The organism is Occallatibacter sp. (assembly GCF_036502485.1).
In the GTDB taxonomy this organism is placed as follows: domain Bacteria; phylum Acidobacteriota; class Terriglobia; order Terriglobales; family Acidobacteriaceae; genus Telmatobacter.
On the sequence record NZ_DASXYM010000073.1, the window covers coordinates 1 to 20,287 of the forward strand.

At 61.5% G+C, this 20,287-nt stretch carries 15 protein-coding genes and 1 tRNA gene; 5 read left to right on the plus strand and 11 right to left on the minus strand.

Annotated elements, in window-relative coordinates; genetic code table 11:
* Positions 1-462 precede the first annotated feature (462 nt).
* Positions 463-2,238, minus strand: coding sequence for a glycoside hydrolase family 13 protein (locus VGL22_RS10835; RefSeq protein WP_465266935.1), 1,776 nt, complete (start codon positions 2,236-2,238; stop codon positions 463-465).
* Positions 2,239-2,474: 236 nt separating this feature from the next.
* Here VGL22_RS10835 and VGL22_RS10840 point away from each other — a divergent pair, with 236 nt between their 5' ends.
* Positions 2,475-3,392, plus strand: coding sequence for an NADP-dependent oxidoreductase (locus tag VGL22_RS10840; RefSeq protein ID WP_465266936.1), 918 nt, complete (start codon positions 2,475-2,477; stop codon positions 3,390-3,392).
* Between the two features lie 85 nt (positions 3,393-3,477).
* Here the strand turns inward: VGL22_RS10840 and VGL22_RS10845 are convergent, their stop codons facing one another.
* Together VGL22_RS10845 and VGL22_RS10850 are read right to left on the minus strand one after the other, a co-directional pair.
* A complete protein-coding gene (locus tag VGL22_RS10845; RefSeq protein WP_465266937.1) occupies positions 3,478-5,247 on the minus strand; it encodes a glycoside hydrolase family 13 protein in 1,770 nt (589 codons plus the stop codon).
* A 193-nt stretch (positions 5,248-5,440) separates the two neighbouring features.
* The gene (locus VGL22_RS10850) at positions 5,441-7,315 is read right to left on the minus strand and encodes an AsmA family protein (RefSeq protein ID WP_465266938.1); all 1,875 of its coding nucleotides are present in this window, start codon (positions 7,313-7,315) and stop codon (positions 5,441-5,443) included.
* 220 nt (positions 7,316-7,535) lie between these two features.
* Between VGL22_RS10850 and VGL22_RS10855 the strand changes: the two genes are divergently transcribed.
* Positions 7,536-8,387, plus strand: a complete 852-nt coding sequence (locus tag VGL22_RS10855; protein ID WP_465266939.1) for a sugar phosphate isomerase/epimerase family protein — start codon at positions 7,536-7,538, stop codon at positions 8,385-8,387.
* A 124-nt stretch (positions 8,388-8,511) separates the two neighbouring features.
* Here VGL22_RS10855 and VGL22_RS10860 read toward each other — a convergent pair whose 3' ends face one another.
* The 6 genes from VGL22_RS10860 to VGL22_RS10885 all read right to left on the minus strand — a co-directional run bounded on the left by VGL22_RS10860 (position 8,512) and on the right by VGL22_RS10885 (position 16,761).
* Positions 8,512-9,315, minus strand: coding sequence for an ABC transporter permease (locus tag VGL22_RS10860; RefSeq protein WP_465266940.1), 804 nt, complete (start codon positions 9,313-9,315; stop codon positions 8,512-8,514).
* Entirely contained in the window at positions 9,312-10,079 is a 768-nt protein-coding gene (locus tag VGL22_RS10865) for an ABC transporter ATP-binding protein (protein ID WP_465266941.1), read from the minus strand. The genes VGL22_RS10860 and VGL22_RS10865 overlap by 4 nt, the downstream gene beginning before the upstream one ends.
* Positions 10,080-10,197: 118 nt before the next feature.
* Positions 10,198-10,473 (minus strand): hypothetical protein, encoded by a 276-nt coding sequence (locus VGL22_RS10870; RefSeq protein ID WP_465266942.1) that lies wholly within the window; start codon positions 10,471-10,473, stop codon positions 10,198-10,200.
* On the minus strand, positions 10,466-10,888 hold the full coding sequence (locus tag VGL22_RS10875) for a tetratricopeptide repeat protein (RefSeq protein ID WP_465266943.1): 423 nt from the start codon (positions 10,886-10,888) through the stop codon (positions 10,466-10,468). The genes VGL22_RS10870 and VGL22_RS10875 overlap by 8 nt, the downstream gene beginning before the upstream one ends.
* An 11-nt stretch (positions 10,889-10,899) precedes the next feature.
* Positions 10,900-15,216: an eCIS core domain-containing protein gene (locus VGL22_RS10880; protein WP_465266944.1), complete on the minus strand. Its 4,317-nt coding sequence runs from the start codon at positions 15,214-15,216 to the stop codon at positions 10,900-10,902.
* 45 nt (positions 15,217-15,261) lie between these two features.
* On the minus strand, positions 15,262-16,761 hold the full coding sequence (locus VGL22_RS10885; protein ID WP_465266945.1) for an eCIS core domain-containing protein: 1,500 nt from the start codon (positions 16,759-16,761) through the stop codon (positions 15,262-15,264).
* Between the two features lie 335 nt (positions 16,762-17,096).
* Between VGL22_RS10885 and VGL22_RS10890 the strand changes: the two genes are divergently transcribed.
* Together VGL22_RS10890 and VGL22_RS10895 are read left to right on the plus strand one after the other, a co-directional pair.
* The gene (locus VGL22_RS10890) at positions 17,097-17,297 is read left to right on the plus strand and encodes a cold-shock protein (RefSeq protein WP_465266946.1); all 201 of its coding nucleotides are present in this window, start codon (positions 17,097-17,099) and stop codon (positions 17,295-17,297) included.
* Between the two features lie 65 nt (positions 17,298-17,362).
* On the plus strand, positions 17,363-17,644 hold the full coding sequence (locus VGL22_RS10895; RefSeq protein ID WP_465266947.1) for a hypothetical protein: 282 nt from the start codon (positions 17,363-17,365) through the stop codon (positions 17,642-17,644).
* A 59-nt stretch (positions 17,645-17,703) separates the two neighbouring features.
* Here the strand turns inward: VGL22_RS10895 and VGL22_RS10900 are convergent, their stop codons facing one another.
* Both VGL22_RS10900 and VGL22_RS10905 read right to left on the minus strand, forming a co-directional pair.
* The gene (locus tag VGL22_RS10900) at positions 17,704-18,144 is read right to left on the minus strand and encodes an MmcQ/YjbR family DNA-binding protein (RefSeq protein ID WP_465266948.1); all 441 of its coding nucleotides are present in this window, start codon (positions 18,142-18,144) and stop codon (positions 17,704-17,706) included.
* 74 nt (positions 18,145-18,218) lie between these two features.
* Positions 18,219-19,820: an adenosine deaminase family protein gene (locus VGL22_RS10905; RefSeq protein WP_465266949.1), complete on the minus strand. Its 1,602-nt coding sequence runs from the start codon at positions 19,818-19,820 to the stop codon at positions 18,219-18,221.
* Between the two features lie 232 nt (positions 19,821-20,052).
* On the opposite strand from VGL22_RS10905, the gene VGL22_RS10910 reads away from it, so the two are divergent.
* Positions 20,053-20,127, plus strand: a tRNA-Phe gene (locus VGL22_RS10910).
* Positions 20,128-20,287 lie beyond the last annotated feature (160 nt).

Below are 20,287 nucleotides of genomic sequence, written 5' to 3' on the forward strand. Positions count from 1 at the left end.
AAAGCATAGGAATCCGGGCCGGCCGTGAAGCCAACAGAAGGGAAGTATGCGGGGTTTGGGCGGGGATGGCTGTGAGGGCTGTCACAGTGCATGGGACAAGGTCCCTCGTACCCGCGGGGCGCGAAGCGGCCATGAAGTTGCACGGCCCCAGCAGGACCGCCGGGCTGAGCCTGTGACGGTCCGGCTCACTCCAGATGTCCGAGTGGGGCCATTCTCAGTGCGACACAGGGTAGGTTGCGACGGTAGAACACTTCAGGCGCCATACCCATGATGGCCGACGGGCGGCAGAGCGGAGTTTCACTGCAAAGAGCTGCTTGTAGCTCCACAGGACGAGCAAACCATCCGAAGCTTAGAGGATTGCGAAAGAAGGCCGGCGACCCTGACGGGTCGCCGGCGTGGTTATCCGCTGCTGGTTATCTACTGCCTGTTGCCGGTTCTACTCCCTGTTGCCTGTTCCCTCGCTTACTGCACCTGGCCGATCCAGACGCCGAAGGGGGGGAGGTCCACCTTGTCGAGCGAGCCGGGTTCGGAGCCGGCGGGCGACTTCAGGAGGGTCTTGGCCTGCATTCCTTTCACGCCGCCGCCGGAGAGGTTCACCGTCTGCGGATCGGCGGTGAAGTTGCAGGTCACCAGCACCTGGGTTCCGTCGGGCGCCTGGCGGAGCCAGCTCAGCACCCTGGTGTTTTCGGTATCGACCATCAGATCGGTCCCCTGCGCCAGCGCCGGGTTGGACTTCTTCATCTCGATCAGATTCTGATACCACGTGAGCATTGAATCGGGCTTGCCCTGCTCGGCCTCGACGTTCACGGCTTTATAGGTGGGCGGGACCGGGAGCCACGGTGTTCCTGTGGTGAATCCCGCATTCGCCGAGTCGTCCCACTGCATGGGCGTACGCTCGCCGTCGCGGCCCTTGTAGAACGGCCACATGGCGCGCCCCACCGGGTCCTTGACATCTTCCTTGCGCTCCGGCGGAGTCGTCTTCATGCCGATCTCGTCGCCGTTGTAGAACAGCGCGGTGCCCTTGCTGGCGAACAACACGGTCGCAATCACTCGCTCGATGTCTTCATTGTGGACGCCGTCGCCGTAACGCGCATCGATGCGCGGATTGTCGTGGTTATCAAACACGAGCAGCGGCACGTTGTTGCCGATGCCGGTCTCGACGTCGTTGAGCCTGGTCCGGAACGCCACGGCGTCCATTTTGTTGATGGCCAGAATCTGGGTATCCATGGGCAGATGGAACTCCGGATGATCCGCGGTTCCGTACTGCTTGGCGAGCTCCGCAATATTAGGCAGATAGGTTTCGCCGATGAAGACCCGTGTGCCCGGATAGGTGGCCGACTTGAATCCTTTGTCTGCCGAGGCCCGCATCTCCTTCATCACATCGTGCACAGCCGGGAGGTTATTGGTCTGCGTATCGTTCAGCTCTATCTGTCCGTCGGGGCCCTTTTCCGGGTTCCCGTTTTTGTCGAGTACCGGGCTCTCATCGCGCCACTGCGGATCCTCAAACAGAGTGGTGATGGCATCGAAGCGGAAACCGGCCACGCCTTTTTTCAGCCAGAACGCGATGATGTCTTTGAACGCCTGGTGCACCTTGGGGTTATTCCAGTTGAAGTCAGGCTGTTCTGTATAGAACTTGTGATACCAGTACTGCCGCGTGGTGGGATCCCACTCCCACGCTGAGCCGCCGAAGCCCGAACGCCAGTTATTGGGTGGCGCACCTTTGTCGGTGGCGGTCTCGCCTTTGCCATCCTTCCATACGTACCAATTGCGATAGGGATTTTTTTTGGACGAGCGCGACTCGAGGAACCACTTGTGCTTGTCTGAGGAGTGGTTCATCACCATGTCCATGATGACGCGGATGTGGCGCTTGTTGGCCTCGTCCATAAGCTTGTCGAAGTCGGCCATGGTGCCGTACTGCGGATCGATACCCTCGTAATCGGAGATGTCGTAGCCGAAGTCGACCTGCGGTGAAGGGTAGATGGGGGTGAGCCAGATGGCGTCAACGCCGAGGCTCTTGAGGTAGTCGAGGCGCTGGGTGATGCCGTTCAGGTCGCCGATGCCGTCTCCGTTGCTGTCTTGATAGCTACGGGGATAGATCTCGAGGATGACAGCGTTCTTCCACCAGTCAGCCAGATTCGATTGATTGCTTGCGGCGGGCGCGGTCTGCCCTCGCGCGGCGAGCGCGACCCCCATGGAAAGGGTCAAAGCGCAAGCCGCCATGCTTTTGGTCCAATGCATTGCGGTCTCCTATTGGGCGGGGCAATTCACAGATTGCAACGCCTATGTGTTTCCGTTACTCGTGGATTCGGCAACGGTGCGACGCGAGAAAAGTAACACATTCGGCTCAGGTTGTTAATCGCAAACAGAGTTGGGTTGGATCTGGTGCTTTGCGGTCGCGACAGCGCCGGGAATGGGAATTCACGAATCTCCGCGCCGGGCGTGGCATCTCAATCCCAGCCAAGGAGATCGTTTCAATGAAAGCTGTTCGCATCCATCAATACGGCGGCCCCGAGGTTCTTCTGCTGGACGAGATTGCTCAGCCTGCGCCAGGGCCCGGGCAGGTTCTGGTTCGCGTGCGCGCTGCCGGTGTCAATCCTGTCGACTGGAAGATTCGAGCCGGGTATATGAAAGAGGTTATGCCTGTTGAACTCCCGGTAACGCTGGGGTTTGATTTCTCCGGGGAAATCGAGGCACAAGGCCCGGGCGTCAATCAATTCAAGCAAGGCGATCCGGTGTACGGCACGGCGATGGGCACGTTTGCCGAGTATGTGGTCACGGGTGTCGCGGAGCTGGCTCCCAAGCCTCATTCGTTGGACCACGCGCAGGCGGCATCGATTCCGGTGGGTGCAAAGACGGCCTGGCAGGCGCTGTTCGACGTGGGCGGCCTGACGAGCGGAGGCAAGGTGCTCATCCATGGGGCCGCGGGCAGTGTGGGCAGCTTCGCCGTTCAGCTCGCCAAGGCGAAGGGCGCATATGTGTATGGAACGGCATCTGGCCGCAATCTCGACTACTTGAAAGAGCTGGGCGTCGACGAGCCGATTGATTATCAGAGCACGAAGTTTGAAGACGTGGCGCGCGATGTGGACGTGGTTCTCGACACGCAGGGTGGGGAAACGCAGCAGCGTTCGTTTGCGGCGCTCAAAAAGGGAGGAACGCTGGTGTCGATTGTTCAGCCGCCCTCGCAGGAGGAGGCGGCGAAACATGGAGTGAAGGCCATGTTTTTAGGAAGCCAGCCCAATGTGGAGCAGCTCATCGAGATTGCCCGGCTGGTGGATGCCGGCAAGTTGAAAACCGCCGTGGAAGCGGTGTTGCCGCTGGAGGAGGCGGCGCGCGCGCTGGAGGTGAGCCAGGCGGGACATGTGCGCGGGAAGATTGTGTTGAAGGTGGGATGAGGGTTTGTCATCCACAGGGCGATGGTGATGGGCAAGCGGGTTCTTCGCTGCGCTCTGGATGACAAGTCATTGCGGGGCGATGAGTTTATTGCACGCGCGCGACGACTGCGGCGAAGGGTGGCAGCTTGATGGAGCTCGCCGCATCCCATGCGGAGATGGAGCCTGTGGAACTGTAGAGGGGGACCAGTTTTGACTGGGCATGCAGCCCCAGTTCATCCGGCTTGAATCCCCACGTACGTTCATGCGCGCTCATGTTCAGCATCACCAGCACTGTTTCGTCGCCGCTCTTCCTGAGGTAGGCGAATATGTCGGGGTCGTTGAGAACGCTCTGCTGGCTTCCATCACGCAGGGCTTTCTCGGTCTTGCGCAGGTGCAAGAGGGTTTTGTAGCAATTGAAGATCGAGTCAGGATTTTTGCTCTCTGTTTCGACGTTGTAGGCGCTGGCGTTGGGGGGAATGGGGAGCCAGGGCTTTGTGCCGCTTGTGAAACCGGCGCCGGCAGTGGCGTCCCACTGCATGGGGGTGCGTTCGCCGTCGCGGCCCTTCTCTTTGGGCCAGCCGAGTTTGCCGATGGGATCGTGGACATCTTCGATGCGCGCGGGATCGGTGGTGCGCATGCCCAGTTCTTCGCCGTAGTACATTTGCGGGGTGCCGCGGGTGGTGAGTTCAAGCACGGCCATGAGCCTGGCGATCTGATCGTTGTGCTTGCCGTCGCCATAGCGGTCCCACTGGCGCGGTTGATCGTGATTGGAGAAGAAGTACTCCGGCTGGCCGTGCGCGGAGTTGTTCTCCACTTCGTCGAAGAGTTTGCGGAAGCGTGCGGCATCGAGGCCGTTCACGTCGGCGATCTGGAAGTCCATGGGCAACTGCACTTCGTCGTTGTTGCCATACATTTTGGCGAGCGCTTCGACGTTGGGCTCGTCGGCTTCGGTGACCAGGACGGGGTTGCCGGGGTACTTGTCGACGACGCTGCGGACCTCTTTCAACACGTCATGAACCTGAGGCAGATCGTCGGTGTAGAGGTGCTTGATGTTGCGATCGCCGTAGACGTTGATGCCGGGCAGATAGGGGTCGTCGTGCATGCCGGGGTCTTCAAAGAGGCGCGACACGGCGTCGATGCGGAAGCCGGCCACGCCGCGCTGCATCCAGAAGTCGAGCACGCCATCCATGGCCTTGTGGACTTCAGGATTGCGCCAGTTGAGGTCGGGTTGCTGCACGTAGAAGTAGTGGTAGTAGTACTGGCGGGTGGTGGGATCCCACTGCCAGGCGGAGTGTCCGAACCATGACTGCCAGTTGTTGGGCGGCTCGCCCTGGCTGGTGGATGTTTCGTCTTTGCCATCGTGCCAGACGTACCAGTCGCGTTTGGGATTGTCGCGGGAAGAGCGCGACTCCTTGAACCAGGGATGCTGGTCAGAGGTGTGGTTGATGACGTAGTCCATGAGGATGCGGATGCCGCGCTTGTTCGCTTCGGAGACGAGATTGTCGAAGTCGGCCATGGTGCCGTAGTCGGGATCAATGGCGGTGTAGTCGGAGATGTCGTAACCGTAGTCCACGCCGGGAGAGGGATACATGGGCGTGATCCAGATGGCGTCGATGCCGAGGTCTTTGAGGTAGTCGAGGCGCGAGGCGATGCCCTGGATGTCGCCGATGCCGTCGCCGTTGGAGTCCTGGAAGCTGCGGGGATAGATCTCGTAGATGACCGCGTGGCGCCACCACTCATCGCCGGATTTTGACGATGGTTGATTGAGTTGATTGCCGGTGGAGTCCTGCGCGGCAGCCGCTGCCGCGGGGCTCAAGAGCGAAAGACAGAAGGCGGTGCCGGCGAGTGCTCTCGTCAGATGTTCGGTCCAGTGCATTGCGTTCCTCAAAAGGCGGGGCGCTGGACGGACCTCATTGAGCAGGTTCAAAGCGGCGCCGCGAAATTCCGCTGCTCGTAGTTTCGGCAGCGGTGGTCCGCAGCCAAGCTAACACACGGAAGGGGGGATGGCGATTTGCGCGGGTTCGGCAGGGAATTGGAGGGGCGGCTGCAGCGCGTTGTACCGCGGGTGCCTATTTGTCTCCCGGCTTTTCAGGATGGGTGTTGTTGCCCATGCGGCCGAAGTCGACGCCGAAATCCGGGGAGTCCTTGGTGCCGCGGATGCGGATGGGCACCAGCGCGCCTGCGCCATCTTTTTTGAAGAAGTGATCGGCGGGCTTGAGCAGGAAGCCTTTCCATCCGCCCACCATTTGCGAGACGGTGGCCTGCAGGCGGGCGGTCCCGTCCATGTTGACTTCGCCTTCGAGGGTGTAAGTGCCCTGCAGCTTGACGTCTGCTCCGGGCACTGTGTACTCGAGGTCGGGGAGTGCGATGACTCCGTTGGCCATGTGAAAGTTGCCCTGCATGCTCCAGGTCACGGAATCGGGGTTGGCGTTCTTCATGTCGTCAGGACGGCCCTGGGACCGGAAGCTCAATTCTTCGACGCGCGCCTGCACCTTATTGCTGGTGAACACGGCGTTGTCGAGCTTGAAGAATCCGTCGAGCTTCATGCGCTTGTTGACGGGGTCATCGCCGGGCGGGATGTGCAGAGCGGCTTTGGTTTCGACGACTCCGGTGATTGCGGTGGTTCCTGATTTGTTCACCAGGCGCAGGAAATCTTCCAGGCGCCCATGCGGCACGTACACGTTCACGTCGATGACGTGGCCGGACTGCGGTGCGGGGCCCATGGTGGACTCGGCTTTTAGTTCGGCGGCCTTGGTGTTGGCGTCGACTTTGACACGGACGACCTTGCCGGAGGTGGTGAACCTGGAGGAGCCGAGCACGGCGTCGATGCTGTCGAGCCAGGTGTCGCCGTTGGTGCCGTCGACGCGCGCGTGGAAATTGGTATGCAGCGGTAATTTGGTGCCGAACTGTGTGAGGCGGAAATCGGGGACCATCGTCTCCCCATCCACCTTCATCTCGCGGAGTGTGCCTTTGTACTTGCCGTTGGACGAGAGGATTCCGGCGATGCCTTTGAACTCGCCGAGATTGGCATACTGGAACTGGTAAGTGCCGTCGACGGGGCTTTCGCCGGGGTCGTCGATTGCCCAGGGCCCGAAGCTTCCTTTGGTGTCGATCTGGCCTGTGGGCTTGGGATTGGTCAGCTCCGCCTCAAATTCCATTGGCTTGCCGGCGGTCAGATTGCGCAGCTTCAAGTGCGCGATCGCAAAGGTCATGGGCAGCTTGTCGGGCTTGTCCGTTTCAATGACAACTTCTGCCCGCTCGCACAGTACTTTTTCGACGATGACGTTTGAAAACGCGGGAGACCTGCCGGCGGCGCGGGACTGGTCAAATTGCTGAGGCACGCCGTTGTCATCTGCGTTGAGTTCATCGGTCTTGATGTGTGCATTTCCGGATAGGTGCAGGGCGGCATTCCGTTGGCGCTCCGATTTTGGCGGCACATGGATCGACAGTCCCTTTAAGCGCACCTCTGGAATCTTCAGAAGCTGTCGCTGCTCCCATCGCAGGGGCACATGGAAGCTGAACTCCTGCAACTGAATGAGCGGCTGCGTTCCCGCGGCAATCTCCGGGGGCTGATCGTTGCCGGCCGAGTGGGGCGGCCAGATGCGCAGTCCATCGCCTCTTGCCCAGAGGCCGAAGGTGGCCTGGGTTCCATGGCGGACCTCCACGTGGAAGGAGTCGAGCTCCACGCGAGTGTGGAAATGATCTGCGAGGGTGGCGACCACCCGCTCGTGCAAGAACGGTTCAAAGCGGCGCGCCAGAAACGCCAGGACCACCGAGAGGGCGACCAGGAAAAGCGCTGTGGCAAGTCCGGCCCACATGAGCCAGCGGTGGCGGCGCCAGAAGCCTTTGCGCGGGGGCGGGGGAACCTCGCGCGGCGCGGGCAAACGCTCGTCGCCCGCGGGGAGTGGCTGTTGGGGCTCGCTCGTTCCGTGCGGCGAACTCATGATCTCATTGTTTCGCTGAGCTCCTGTGGCTCGCAATGGCTTACGCCCCCCACAGAGATTGGATGCCCTCCGGGAGCCGTACGCGAAGGCAAAAAGCACTTGTCGATCTGATCTGAACGGAGCGGAGGGAAAACTTCGTTTTCCGGAGGCCCGACGACCTGCTGCGCCGCCACCCCCCCGCCTAAGCCTTTACAATCGAGTCGATTCAACGGAGGCACTCATGCAGGCTTTGTCCAGAAGGCAGTTCATCCAGACCGCATCCGTTTGCGCAGCCGCTCTTCCCTTCGCGGGGATAGCCCACGCCGACCCGCTCGGCTTGCCGATTGGCTGCCAGACCTGGCCGGTGCGCGAGAAGATCGCCAAAGATTTTCCGGGAACCCTCAAAGAACTGGCAGGGGCAGGTTTCCGCTGCATCGAGCTTTGCTCGCCGGCGGGGTACGCAGACTCCGGTTTCGGCGGCCTGCAGAAGATGAGCGGGGCGGAGTTGCGCAAGGTGATCAACGACGCCGGCCTCACGTGCGTGAGCAGCCATTTCTCAATGGAGGAGCTGCGCAAGGACCAGGCTGCGCGGATTGCGTGGGCCAAAGAGCTGGGCCTGACGCAGATGCTGGTGGCGAGCCTGGGCGGGCCGAGGAATCCCACTGCCGATGACGTGAAGAAAGCCGCCGACGAGTACAACCGCATGGGCGAGCAGGCCGCCGCGGCCGGCATCACGCAGGGGCTGCACAATGAAGGTTTCGAGTGCTCCACGGTGGACGGCAAGCGCACCTATGACATGCTGTTTGCGCTGCTTGATCCCAAGTATGTGAAGTTCCAGTTTCAGGTGTCGACGATTGAGCAGGGGTTCGACGCCGCTGAGTACTTTAACAAATATCCGGGCCGGTTTATCTCGATGCATGTGCAGGGGTGGTCAGCGCCGCAGAAGAAGATTGTTGCGGTGGGGCAGGGGACACTCGACTGGAAGCGCATTTTCACGGCTGCCAAGACGGGCGGCATCCAGAACTATTTTGTGGAGATGGAGCTGCCTTTGATGCAGGCCAGTGTGCCGTATCTGCATCGGCTGCAGGTCTAGATCAGGTGCAGAGTGGAAGCAGCAGATTTCCTGCGGAATGACAGGACGAAAAGCAGGAACAGATGCTGGATGGAGACACAACCTTACTGCTTCCGGCCTGATCTGCTCGTGTGCGACACCAGGGCTACGAGACACTTTCCGCGCTGTAGCGCGCGAGCAGGCCGGTTTTCACCGCCGAGCGGAATACGCGCGCGAAGAGCCAGTAGGCCGCCAGGATGTAAAGCAGGGCGAGGGCGGCTGCCAGGGCCAGCAGGGCGGGGTCAAAATGCTGGCCCTGTACCACGGCGCGCATGCCTTCGAAGACATAAGAGGCGGGCAGCAGGCGCGAGATCGCGCGCATCCACACCGGTAGGGTTGCCAGGGGGTAGTACACCGCGGCAAAGGGCGCCATGAGCGCGGGAATGGGCCATACGAACCACTCGGCGGCCGGGCCCAGGCGCAACACAATGGCTGTGGCTGCGATGCCCAGCGCCAAGCCGAACAGGAACAGCACGACGAGGAACGGCACCAGCATCACGCCATATGCGGCGAAGTGAAGGCCGAACCCCGCGGTGGCAATCGCCACCATGAACAGGAGGCCGAGCATGCTTGTGGCCATGCTCGAGAGCAGCAGGCCAGTCATGTACTCCGCGACTGTGATGGGACTGGCAAATACATTCAGGAAATTGCGTGTCCACACATCCTCAAAGAAGGCTGTGGTTACGCCCTGCATGACGCGGGTCATGAAATCCCAGAACAGCACGGCGCCGAGGAGCGCCGGCACAAACCGGTAGGATCCTGCGGCGATGCCGCTGAGGAATTTGGTCATGAAGCCCCAAAGGACCATGTCGATGGTGACCCAGGCAAACAGCGGCACGGCGCGGGCTACGCTTCCGCGATAGAGAAAGAACTGGCGCATCACGACGGCACTCACGCGGGAGAGGTTCATTGCCGCACCGCCTGATCGTCGAGCCGTTCGCGGGCCACGGTGATGAACAACTCTTCGAGAGTGGGCTTTCCATACTGGGCCGGGAGAGTCTTTGGATCGCCTTCGAGAACGATGTGCCCGTGGGAGAGGAAGAGCACGCGGTCGCACACTTCCTCGACCTCATACATGTTGTGGGAGGTCCACAGCACGCCGGCGCGGCACTCGTCGACAAAGCCGCGGATGGTTTGACGGATGTCGCGGGCGCTGGCGGGGTCGATGGAAGCGGTGGGCTCATCGAGCAGCAGAAGGGGCGGCTGATTGAGCAGAGCCTTTGCGAGCCCCACGCGCGTCTGCTCGCCGGAGGAGAGCACGCCGCATTTCACGTTGCGGAAGGGGGTGAGCTGGAAGCGCTCGAGCACGGCGTCGGCATTTTTTCTGAAGTCGCGCACGCCATACAGCCCAGCAAACACGCGGAGGTTTTCGTAGACGGTGAGATTGCCGGGCAGGGGAGCATAGACGGCCGCAAAATTTGTATGCTCAAGGGCGCGGGAGCGCTCGCGGGCGAGGTTGATGCCGGCGATGGTGATGAGGCCGGCGGTCGGCTCGAGCACTCCCAGGATCATGCTGATGGTGGTCGTTTTGCCGGCGCCATTCAGGCCGAGCAGTCCTACAACCTCGCCGGGGCAAACTTCGAAGGCGATGCCCTTGACGGCTTCTACGGAGCCGTAGTGCTTGCGCAAGCCACTGACCCGGAGCACCGGATCGCATGCAGAAATCTCATCCATAGGCATTCGGATGCATCCACCCTGAGATCAGAATAATTCTGTTGCGATGGGGTTGGAGTGAAGCCTATTGGCTGACGGTTCCGATTGGGTTGAAGGTGTGCGTGTCAAAGGCCGGGTCTCAGGCGCGGGGTCCGGGCGGATGGTGCTCCGCTTCGCGAGCCGAGGCTTTTCGTATCCGCTTGAAAACCGCCGCGACCAGGAAGAAAGCGAGCAGGGCAGGTCCTAGCCACAGCCACACGGACATGAACGGACCGATCCATGCCGGGGAGGGCCGGTTGCGGCCTATATGCCAGGCGAGAAAGGCGACCAGTACAGAAACCGCGATGGCGATCGCGTATTGCGCCCCGACGGGCAGGCGGTGAAGATCGACGGTTCTCCGCTTCAGGTTATTCATGCGACCGGTTACGAGTGAAGTCCAGATACTTGGTATGTCCTTCGAAGGGCCGGTCTGCGTACTTCAAGTAAAGCGGATGAAACAAGCGATACGCCTCATCCAGATCACCGGATTCGAAGGCGACGGTTCCGGCGAGAAACTCTACGGAAGGATCGCCGGGGCCGTAAGCCTGCCTGGTTGTTTCAATCCATTTTTTCGCTTTTTCAAACTGCTTTGTATCGCGGTAGAAGGTGGTGATGCCGCGGGAAAGGATCTGCGCATATTCCTGCTCGAGGCTGGGTTCGGGTAACGCATTCCAGGCTGCGAGAAAGTGCTGTTCAGCCGTGGGGAGATCGCCGTTTTTCCATGCTGCGCGTCCCTTTTTTCCTTCGTCCTCGACGACCGCCAACTGTTCAGGCGATAACTGCGTTGTCATAACTCTCTTCCTTACTTAGGGGGAAGATACTCCTCGCCGAGGCTGCCTCCTGCCGAGCGGTTCAACGAGTAGTGATCGAGAACGTAATTCCTCGCATCGGTCATCCAGGCACGAACTTCCGGAGATCTTGGGCCGAAGTTCCTTCCGGTCTCATTCCAGTATGAAACGGCATCCACGGGATAGTGGGACATGTCGGCATCCTCTAATGGGTACCACTGGTCATTGGATGCCTTGAACATCACGTCGCCTGTAACCGGGTCAGTCTTCAGGGTGCCGTTGGCTCGCATGCGGGCCTGAACTTCCATACCGACATCCGAATACTTACCGGGGGTTTTGCCCAGATAGGTTTCGCGCCGTTTACCCGCGGCGAGGGATTCTTTGAGTTCAAACTCCGCGTCATGCAGTTCCTTGATTTTCTCCTGATAGCCCTGCAAACGCTCGTTTGCCTCTTTCAGTTCAGCCTGAGCCTCCTTCCATTCCTTGATCGCCTGTTTGTATTCCTCGCCTTTGGCGGCTTTCGCGCGCTCATAGGCTTCATTCACCTTCCTGGCCTTGGCCGCGACTTCTTCGCGCACCGGTTCCATCTCTTTTGTCTCGGCAGCGCGCTGCTCCCGCTTTTTCTGGATGCGGTCGTTGATCTCATCCTCAGCGCTTTCGCGCGGGGACTTGTTTTTGGCGGGGGCGGTCTCTTCGGGGGCGGCCTTCTCCTCTGGTCCCGGACCTTTGAGGTCTTCCCCGGGAACGGGCTCAGGCGCATCGGGTTTCGCCGCGGCTGGAGGTTCGGCCGTTTTGGCAGGCAGCTCAGACGGCGATTCAGATGGGGTCTCCGGGGGCTTCGCGGGTTCGGCTTTCGCCGCCTCGGCCTGTGCTTTGTCGACGGCCGCCGTGGCTTCTTTTTGAACTTCCGCGGTGGCCTGGGCTTTCTGGGCGGGATCCTGGATTTCGTTTGCCTTCTCCAGATCGCCTTCAATTTTGGCTTTCTCGGCCGGAGGTACTTCTCCGGCTTCCAATTGCCGGTCAATCACGGTGGCGGCGTTTTCGCAATCGGTGCAGATGAGGCACTCGCCTTCTTTGGTGACCTTGACCTTGTGCCCGTCGGCGGCCGGCTGTTCGGCGGCTATGTCATCCGGCTTCGGCGTGGCTTCAGCGGGCTCGGCGGGCTTGCTTTCGGCGGCGGGTTTTTCAACTGGCTCGGCTGAAGCCGCTTCTGCTTTGGGCGCGGTGGAAGGTTCGGCGGGTTTGGGGGCTTCGGCCTTGGGTGCAGTGGCGGGCTCCGCGGATTGAGGAGTTTCTGTCTTGGGCGCGGTGGAGGGCTCTGCGGGTTTGGGGGCTTCGGCCTTGGGTGCTGAGGGCTGTTCGACCGGGGCTGCGTCGGTCTTGGGTGCGGGAGCGGCGGCCTCGCCTTGCGGTGGCGCAGACGAGGTTTCGACGGGAGCAGCTTCGACCGGTGGCGCGGTCGCACCGCCGGCCGGCTTGACGATGCCGAAGTCTTCTCCGATATCGCGCATGCCTGCGGCCATGCCCTGGCCAAACTCGGTGGAGGCGAGGGCTTCCCCGCCGGCTTCGCCCACGGCCGCCATGCCGATCTGCAGGGCCATGTTGCCGGCCTGTTTGGCGTCTTCGGTGACCTTGTCCGATTCGCCCTGTAACTGTTCGGCCGTCTGGGCCGTGGCTGCGTCGATGAGGTCTTTAATCATGACCAGGATGTTGAGTTCGAGCGCGATGGCGGCCGCTTCCATGGTCCAGGGTCCAACCGTGGCGACGACAGTGGTGCAGAAGGGGATGACTGCGGCGGCGAGCGGTCCGAGCAAGCCGAGGGTGAGGATGGCCGCGGCGATGAGGATGGCGATAATCGCCATGGCCAGGGCGGTGATGGCGCCGAGGACAATGGTGATGCCGGTGGCGATTTCCGCGGCGGATTTCAGCAGATTGCCGATCGGATCTTTCTTCCATTGTTCTGCGCTGATGAGATTGGCGCCTCCGGAGAGGACCATGCTGAGCCCGCTGACCACTCCCATCAGGGCCATGCGGGGATCGACGAGGCCCTGCAGCATCTTGCCGAGGAAGTTGGGCCACTTGATGCCGGCAACCGATCCGAAGAGATGGCGTCCTGTAAGCCTGAGGGCGATCCCTGCCTTATCCGCGGCGGAGAGCTTGCTGAAGTCGCCTCCGGCCTTGTCGCTGATCTCCTTGATTTCATCCTGGCGGCGTTTTTTCTCGTCGGCCTGGGCCTGGGCGCGCTCTTCCTCAGTTTGCTTTTCTTCTCCGGTGAGCCAGGAGGGAAGGGCATCGCCCACTTTTGCGCCGAGGTTCAGATTGATGCGCTCATCAGGGTTGGGAGCCCCGGGCTCGGCCTGACGTTGAATCAGGACCGGGCGTGGGTTGGGGGATGCGCCGCCCAGTTTGGATTTTGGCACGCTGTGCATGCCGTCGAGATATCTTTGCTGGGCCGCGTGTGCGCGCTGCTCCATCTGGATGGAAGCCTGAATGGCCGCCTGGCCGTCGAGATCGAGGGCCGCGGCGCGGGCAGCCATCTGCGCCGGCCCTCCGGCATGGGCGGCGGCCTGCGCCTGCGCCGAGGCGTTCTGGGCCTGCATCTGAGCCACTTTGGCGCCGGTCTGATCGAGAGCGCCGTGGGTGGCGGTGACGTTTTGGCTGGTTTTGGCGTTTTTCTGTTTTGCCTGTGCGGCGTCCCCGGCGAGGGTGTCGGCTTTGGCCTGGGTCTTGGTCATTGCGTCGTCCATGCTGCCGATGTCGGACCCGACCTTGTTCAGCTTTTGTCCCTGCTCCTGCGATTTCTCCGCTGCGTCCTCATCGTCGGGAGCCTTGGAGGCATTTTCCGCAGCCAGGCCGCCGGCTTCGCTGGACATGGGTCCGGACTTGGCCTTGCCTTCCGCACTGGTGGATTGATACTTGGGGGCCTGAGAGGCGACCATGTCGGCCTTTTGCTCTGAAACCTTCAGGACGCCTTCCGCCTTGGAGACCACTTCGCGGCGGTAGGTGAGATGCTCATCGGTTTTGCCGATTCCCTCATCGGCCTGCGCAATGCCGTCATTCACCTTGTTGAGATTGCCCTGGATGACTCCGGCATTGTGGCGTTCCTGCGCCGCCTGCTGGCGCAATAGAAAGCCTTTGAGCCGCATGGCCTGGGCCATGATGGTTAATTTGACGATGCCCGCGTCGCCTGCGACATCGGGAGACAGCGGTTTGCCTGCGGAGTCAACCGGCGCGGCAATTTTAGGAGCCTGCACGGGTGTGGGAGTCGCCGGCGTTTGCACTCCGGCGGTGGACACTCCGCCATTGCCATGGCCCCGCCCACCGGATTTCTTCTTGCCGGAAGGCTTTGCCGATGCTTTTGGGGCAGATGCGGCGCCTTTTGCGCCCTTGCCGGGGTTGGCGGGCTTATGGGCCTCGGCCTTGGCTGCGTGGGCGGCTTTGTTGAGGCGAGGCTGATTGCGGTTGGCATGATCGGCCGCAGGTTGTCCGATGGTCCGCAACTCGGACTTCTTGTGCGCAAGCATGGCGGGGTCGGGCTTGTCTTTGGGCGCGGTGGGCGTTTGCGCAGCCGCGGGAGCCGCATGAGGCGCCGCGGGGGAGGCGGCGGGTGCGGGGGCGTTGGGGGTTCGACCGGAGGAAGGAAGCTGCTGCAGCATCTGACGAATGGGGCCGGTGTCCGGCCTGGCGGATTCGGCCTGCGGCGGGGGCTCGATGACGCCGTCTTCAAGGCGCTGGACTGTGGGAGCTTGTGGGGAAGCAGCGCCCTGCTGCACCACATGGGCTGCTTCGTGAGCCATCAATTTGATGTCGGATGAGCTTTGTGCAGGGCCGAGCCAGATGTGGCTGCCATGGGTAAAGGCCTGCGCCCCCATGTCCCGCGCCACCTTTCGGTCGGGCTCACTGCCGTGGATACGGACCTGACTGAGATCGGCTCCGAGCAAGGGTTCGACCCGCTCGCGAACATCCGGCTCCAAAGGCTTGCCGGCATCGGCTGTGGGGATGGCGGACACATGGGAGGAGGAGTGACCGGGGGGTTGGAGCGGCTTGGCCATCCAGGAGGGCGCTCCGCCATGCGCGGCACGGTCGGCGACGTGATCCGCCTGCTGTTCGTAAGGATCGCCGATCTGTCCCACCACCAGCCTGGCCTGAACGCGGCGGGCCATGCATTCGCTGCAGGTGCAGGCACCCGATGTGCAGCCGCCGAGGAACAGGGGGACACCGGCGCGAGCCCCGGCGGCCTCATCCCATTGATGTCCCTCGGTCTGCGCGGGGGCGCGCGCTGCCGCCTTCTTTTTCTTCTCTTCGGGTTTGGCGGCAACTGCGAAGCTCATGGCTTTGATTCCCTCTCGGGTTTCAAACCGCTGGGGGGGCGAGTTTCACTTCACTCGTGCTCCCGGCGGCGCGGCCGAGACAAGATTCCCGGAGTCGTCGAAGAGCGGCGCCAGGCCGTATTCTCGCGAGGCCAGATAGAAGATTACCTCGTAGGAATCGAGGCTGGGGTCGGCTCGGCGGGGGTAGCGCTTGCGAAGGAATTCCAGCATGGCGGCTCTGGTCTTCGTCACCAGCTCGGCAGTCATGAAGTCCACGTTGCCCACGGTCTGATTGAGAGCCGTATTGAAGCGGTAAAGGAGGTTGGCAATCTGCGAGACGGTGGCCAGCGATGGTTTTTTCGGTCCTGTTTCGGCCGCCTGCTGCACGCGCAGGTAGGAGATTTCCTCGATGCGAACGTAGGTTTCTTCAACCAGGTAGGCTGTCTGCTCGTAGAGCCCCTGGATCTGCGATGTCTGGCTGGCCCCTTCTTCAATTTTGGCGCGCTCGGCGGCGGGGAGGTCTTCCCATTTCGTCACGGCCTTGTCGCGAGGCATGTTGAGCATTTTGTGGGTGCCCGGATCCTTGGCCCATTCCACCCAGTTCTGGCGGATCTGCTGCATGCGTTTGGAAGCTTCGGCCGAAAACAGCGGTTGAATGGGATTTCCCTGGTTGCCGGTCTTCTCACGATAGAGGTGATAGAGTTCGTGCCCCACGGTGCGGACCACATCATGCACGTCGCTGACCGGTGCGGTGCCGGCAAAGTGCTGCGCGATGGTGTCGTACGCCTGCTGGTCAAGTTCAATGACGGGCTTGTTGCCTTCCCAGTGCGAGCGCCCCGTTTCAAAGAGACCTGCGCCCACGAAGCTTTGGGTGACCGCCATGACGCGGAAATCCACCGCGCTCACATCCACGGTGGGTTTGTAGCGATTGAGCATGGTGAGGACGGTGCGCAGGCTGGGCTCGGTCTCCAATGGGGGATTGTTGACGAAGAGCGCCATCTGATCCGTTGTTCCGGCGGTGGGCGTCGCAGTCTGCGGCTGCTTCTGAATCGGGGAATCTTGTAACCCCGTTCCCTGCTGCGCGACGTGCGCCGCCTCGTGCGCCATCAGGGCGAGGTCCGCGCTGGACTCCCGCGGTCCCATCCAGATGTGCTGGCCATGCGTGAAAGCGCGTGCGTTGAGTCCACCGGCAATGGCTCGATCGGAGGCGGCCTCATGGACGCGCACGCGGGATAGATCGACGCCCAGGATGGGTTCCACGCGATCGCGGATGGGTCTTTGGAGCGGCACTCCCGCATCGGCGGTGGGAATGGCGTTGGACGCAAAGGAAGGCGACCTCTGTCCGCCAGCGGCATACGGCGCGACGGCATCGGATCTGGCGGCGGCGCTCACGTGGTCCGCATGGCGTTCCAGGGGGTCGGAGACGCGCTGGGGGCCGGTCCGAGCCTCTTTGAGGTAAACAGGCAGACCGGCCGAAGCTCCCGAAGCGGTGCGGTGATCCGCTTTGGGAACCGGCGGTAGAGCGCCCCTGCGCTTCCCGGGTTGGAGAACAGGTTCGGCTTTCATGGAGTCCCGTGCAGTTTCAGGGGAAGATCTGCTGGTTTTGCGTCTCTGAGAAGCGCCGAAAGGGGCGCTCAGCCGGATGCTTGAAATGACTATAGCGGAGAACGGCGAGGGGGGACGAAGATTCGTGGAGGGGAATGGTCCAGCCTGTCGGAGGGGTGTCATGAAGGCTCTGCCATGGAATTTTCCTCTTCCGCTGGCACCACTCGGCCAGGATGGTGTATTCTGTACTAGATCGAAGAATCCGATCTGGTATTTTTTGCTTGTTCCGTTACCGCTACTCGCAACCAATTCCACATTGTGTTCGGCGGTACATCTACTCAAGGAACAGCTTCAAAATGGAACAGGGAACAGTTAAGTGGTTTAATGACGCCAAGGGTTTCGGCTTCCTCAGCCGCCCCAACGGTGAGGATGTCTTCGTGCATTTCTCGGCAATCCAGAGCAACGGCTTCCGCAGCCTTCAGGAAGGCCAAGCCGTGACTTTCGACGTGGTCAAGGGACCCAAGGGCCTCCAGGCCGAGAACGTTCGAATCGCCTAAGTGACACCAGCATTGCGAAACGGGGTGGTCGTGATGGCCGCCCCGTTTCCTTTTGGAGGAAAACTTTGAGAAAGTCCAATCTCCCCCCCGATAAGTACTATCTGCGCGACCTTCACAAGGAAATCGACCTCTACGATCGCAAGCTTGCGTATCTGAATACCTACGGAGAGTTCGCGACTACCGAAGAGCGCGAAGAAGCCGAGGGCAAGATGCTGGCCAAACGGGCTCCTCTGGAAAGAACGGCCAGAGAGCTGGCGAAATCCGGCGTGGAATTTGCGGAAGATGAACTGCCGCGATCGTTCCGCACCGCGAACGTGGAACAGGCAGAGCAGAGTTCTTCGCGGTAAGGCTGTTCGCCTGGTCCGCCTGTGGTGGATCGGGGCTTCTTCTGCCGGTCGAGCAGTTTTCAGCGCTTCTCGGGCTTTTTTTTCGCCGCTATCACTTTCTTTCTCTCGCGGATGACTTTTTTTCGCTCCGCGTCCGGCATGGCCAATATCTTCTTTGTGCGGGGCGGCAGCTTCTCCGAGATGAGCGCGTGGGCGCGCTTGAGCTCCTCTTCCACCTCGCGCGGCCGCAGGGCATCCCATCGCTCCACCGTGATCCAGTGCGCTTTGGCCAGGTAGGGTGATGCCGAGATGCCTTCCGCCTCGACGAGCTCGTGAAACCGCTCCGCTCCGCAGTGGAACCACAGGACTCCGAAGCCGGTCCCGTCGAGATCCGTCATGGCGAACATCTTTCCGCCTATGTCGCGGTCCCCTACCCAGTAGACGAGATGGTGGCCCCAGTTCACGGTTTCGCACACGTGGGGCATTGCCATGCAGATGGCTCGAATGCGCTCGTTGTCCATCGAAGACCTCCTGCGATGTCTATGTGCCGGTTTGGCGCGCCCTGGTCCTCAGGTTGGTTGCAGGAGCCGGGCTCTTAAAAGTGAGCTTCGAAGGCTCGGAACCGGCGCTCCAGCTCCCATTGGGCGGAGGCCTTTTCGCTATGCGCGAGCAGAGATTTGCAGGGTTCGGAGGGCTTGTCTGAGCCTGGCATTTGTGCCCGGCAGGCTCCACGCGCGGCGCGGAAGCCGTCGGCCTCGGCCCACAGGGTTTCCCCGGGGAGGAAGCTATGCTCCATGCCGGTGCGCGCGATGGTCTTGAGCTGCTGGTAAGTGAGGTGATACTCCGTGGCGGCCCGCACGTATTCATGGGTCAGATCGATGCGGCTTACGCCTTCGTCGTCGGTCGAGAGCGCCACGGGCACATGCGCATTGAGGTACAGGGGAAAGGGATGATTTTCTCCGCTGATGCCGAGGATCCCTTCGTTGGAGCTCAGGTTGATTTCCACCATGACGTGCTTTTCCGCCATGGTCTTCAATAACTCATCGGGATCGCGCTCGTACATCAGGTCCGCCCCGTGGCCGATGCGCTCGGCGTGCGCCAGCTCTATTGCCTGATGGATGTGGAAGCGCAGCCCGTTGGGAGGAACCAGGCCGGGTGCCAGTTCACCGGCGTGCAATGAGATGTGCACCCTGGGATAGACGGAGTGCAGATAGCCCACCATCTTCATCTGCAGGGTGTAGTCGTGCATGGACACATAGCCATCTTCGGGCTGCACGAAGTTGATTCCTACAAATCCGTCCGCGCCGGTGTCCATCGATTTCTGGATGGTCTCAAAGCCAAGAAGGGTCTGGGCAAACACGGTCTCGGGCGGGTTGGCCCGGAGGACCTGGTAGATGTATCGCACCTCTACGTGGCAGGCCGGCGCGGCCTGGGGTGTTCCGCAGTGCTCGATGGACTGGCGGTCGGCGCCGGATTTGCGGACATCGTCGATGTCGACGTCGACCTCGTCGCGCAGGCCTTGGTCGAGAAGCTTCTGGCGCAGGGCGGCGAAATCGACCTGCTCGCCGGCGGGCCACCCGATCTCTTTCGCGACGGTTGCAGCATGGCCGAAGGGCGGGGTCTCCATTAGTTCGAGATACTGCTGATTTTGATCCGCGGCCCGGCTCGCCACCTCATCGATCCACTCGCCGGTATGCCGCTTATCCAGTCCTCCGAATTTGGCGAAGGTGGCGAAGAACTGGTCGTGCCCGCTGAATCCGGCATAGGGCACGAAGCTCCGCATGGAAAAGGAATTGACCAAATGGTCGTAGAGGTCCTGGTCGGCTGGGGTCACCTGTCCTGAAAGGCGTGCTGCGGGAACCAGCGGGGCGGTGCAGGGGGGACGCGCAAACCGCAATGCTGCGGGATCGACGCAGATGGCATCTTCTGCGGCATCGCGCAGGAAGGTCTCAGCGTAGACGGCGCCGGACAGATGGACATGCAGATCGGCGCCCTTCGGGAACTTCTGCAGGAAGGCCCGCAATGCCAGGGGGCCGGCTTTCAGTGCCTCCTTGTACGCACGAGCCGCTTCGGCTTCGCCGGCGGATCGGGGCGAGCGGGCGGCCGGCTTGTGCGCAGGTGCGGGGACCGGCTGAGCGGAGGCGCCAAGCCACGACAGACACACAACGACCGCAGTGAATCGAATAGAAGCTCGCATGGTCGAATCCCAGTGTAGGGCAGAGCTGTCGATTCCGGAGCAGAAAGTCAGCGGGCGGAGGTCGGGGCGACGGCGGAGGGTTGGCTGGCGGTGGGCTTCGAAGTAAGCGCCCAGGTTGGCTCTGGAGCGGTTGAGTTGCTATACTCACAAGAGTTGTTGCAGCGCACTGAGCGAGGAATCCCACCTCATCCGGTCTTGCCGGAAATCCGCACAGGATCTTGCAACGCACTGAGGCCAGGTAGCTCAGTGGTAGAGCGCGGCCCTGAAAAGGCCGGCGTCGGCGGTTCAATCCCGTCCCTGGCCACCACACTCCCGATTTACCCCGTCTCAGACCCGTGCAAAGTTTCAGGTAAGCCCCTGGGCTGCTTCCCAGACTTCGTTCTGTGCATTGTCGCGGGCTGAGCAGCTTCCAGGCCAGGGTTCTCCAAGACGGAATGTGGGCAGCAGCTATTGCGATTTTTGTTAGG

Coding starts and splice junctions, on each gene's coding strand:
- VGL22_RS10835 (WP_465266935.1), bottom strand. CDS start 2,238: ATGCATTGGACCAAAAGCATGGCGGCTTGCGCTTTGACCCTTTCCATG.
- VGL22_RS10840 (WP_465266936.1), top strand. CDS start 2,475: ATGAAAGCTGTTCGCATCCATCAATACGGCGGCCCCGAGGTTCTTCTG.
- VGL22_RS10845 (WP_465266937.1), bottom strand. CDS start 5,247: ATGCACTGGACCGAACATCTGACGAGAGCACTCGCCGGCACCGCCTTC.
- VGL22_RS10850 (WP_465266938.1), bottom strand. CDS start 7,315: ATGAGTTCGCCGCACGGAACGAGCGAGCCCCAACAGCCACTCCCCGCG.
- VGL22_RS10855 (WP_465266939.1), top strand. CDS start 7,536: ATGCAGGCTTTGTCCAGAAGGCAGTTCATCCAGACCGCATCCGTTTGC.
- VGL22_RS10860 (WP_465266940.1), bottom strand. CDS start 9,315: ATGAACCTCTCCCGCGTGAGTGCCGTCGTGATGCGCCAGTTCTTTCTC.
- VGL22_RS10865 (WP_465266941.1), bottom strand. CDS start 10,079: ATGGATGAGATTTCTGCATGCGATCCGGTGCTCCGGGTCAGTGGCTTG.
- VGL22_RS10870 (WP_465266942.1), bottom strand. CDS start 10,473: ATGAATAACCTGAAGCGGAGAACCGTCGATCTTCACCGCCTGCCCGTC.
- VGL22_RS10875 (WP_465266943.1), bottom strand. CDS start 10,888: ATGACAACGCAGTTATCGCCTGAACAGTTGGCGGTCGTCGAGGACGAA.
- VGL22_RS10880 (WP_465266944.1), bottom strand. CDS start 15,216: ATGAGCTTCGCAGTTGCCGCCAAACCCGAAGAGAAGAAAAAGAAGGCG.
- VGL22_RS10885 (WP_465266945.1), bottom strand. CDS start 16,761: ATGAAAGCCGAACCTGTTCTCCAACCCGGGAAGCGCAGGGGCGCTCTA.
- VGL22_RS10890 (WP_465266946.1), top strand. CDS start 17,097: ATGGAACAGGGAACAGTTAAGTGGTTTAATGACGCCAAGGGTTTCGGC.
- VGL22_RS10900 (WP_465266948.1), bottom strand. CDS start 18,144: ATGGACAACGAGCGCATTCGAGCCATCTGCATGGCAATGCCCCACGTG.
- VGL22_RS10905 (WP_465266949.1), bottom strand. CDS start 19,820: ATGCGAGCTTCTATTCGATTCACTGCGGTCGTTGTGTGTCTGTCGTGG.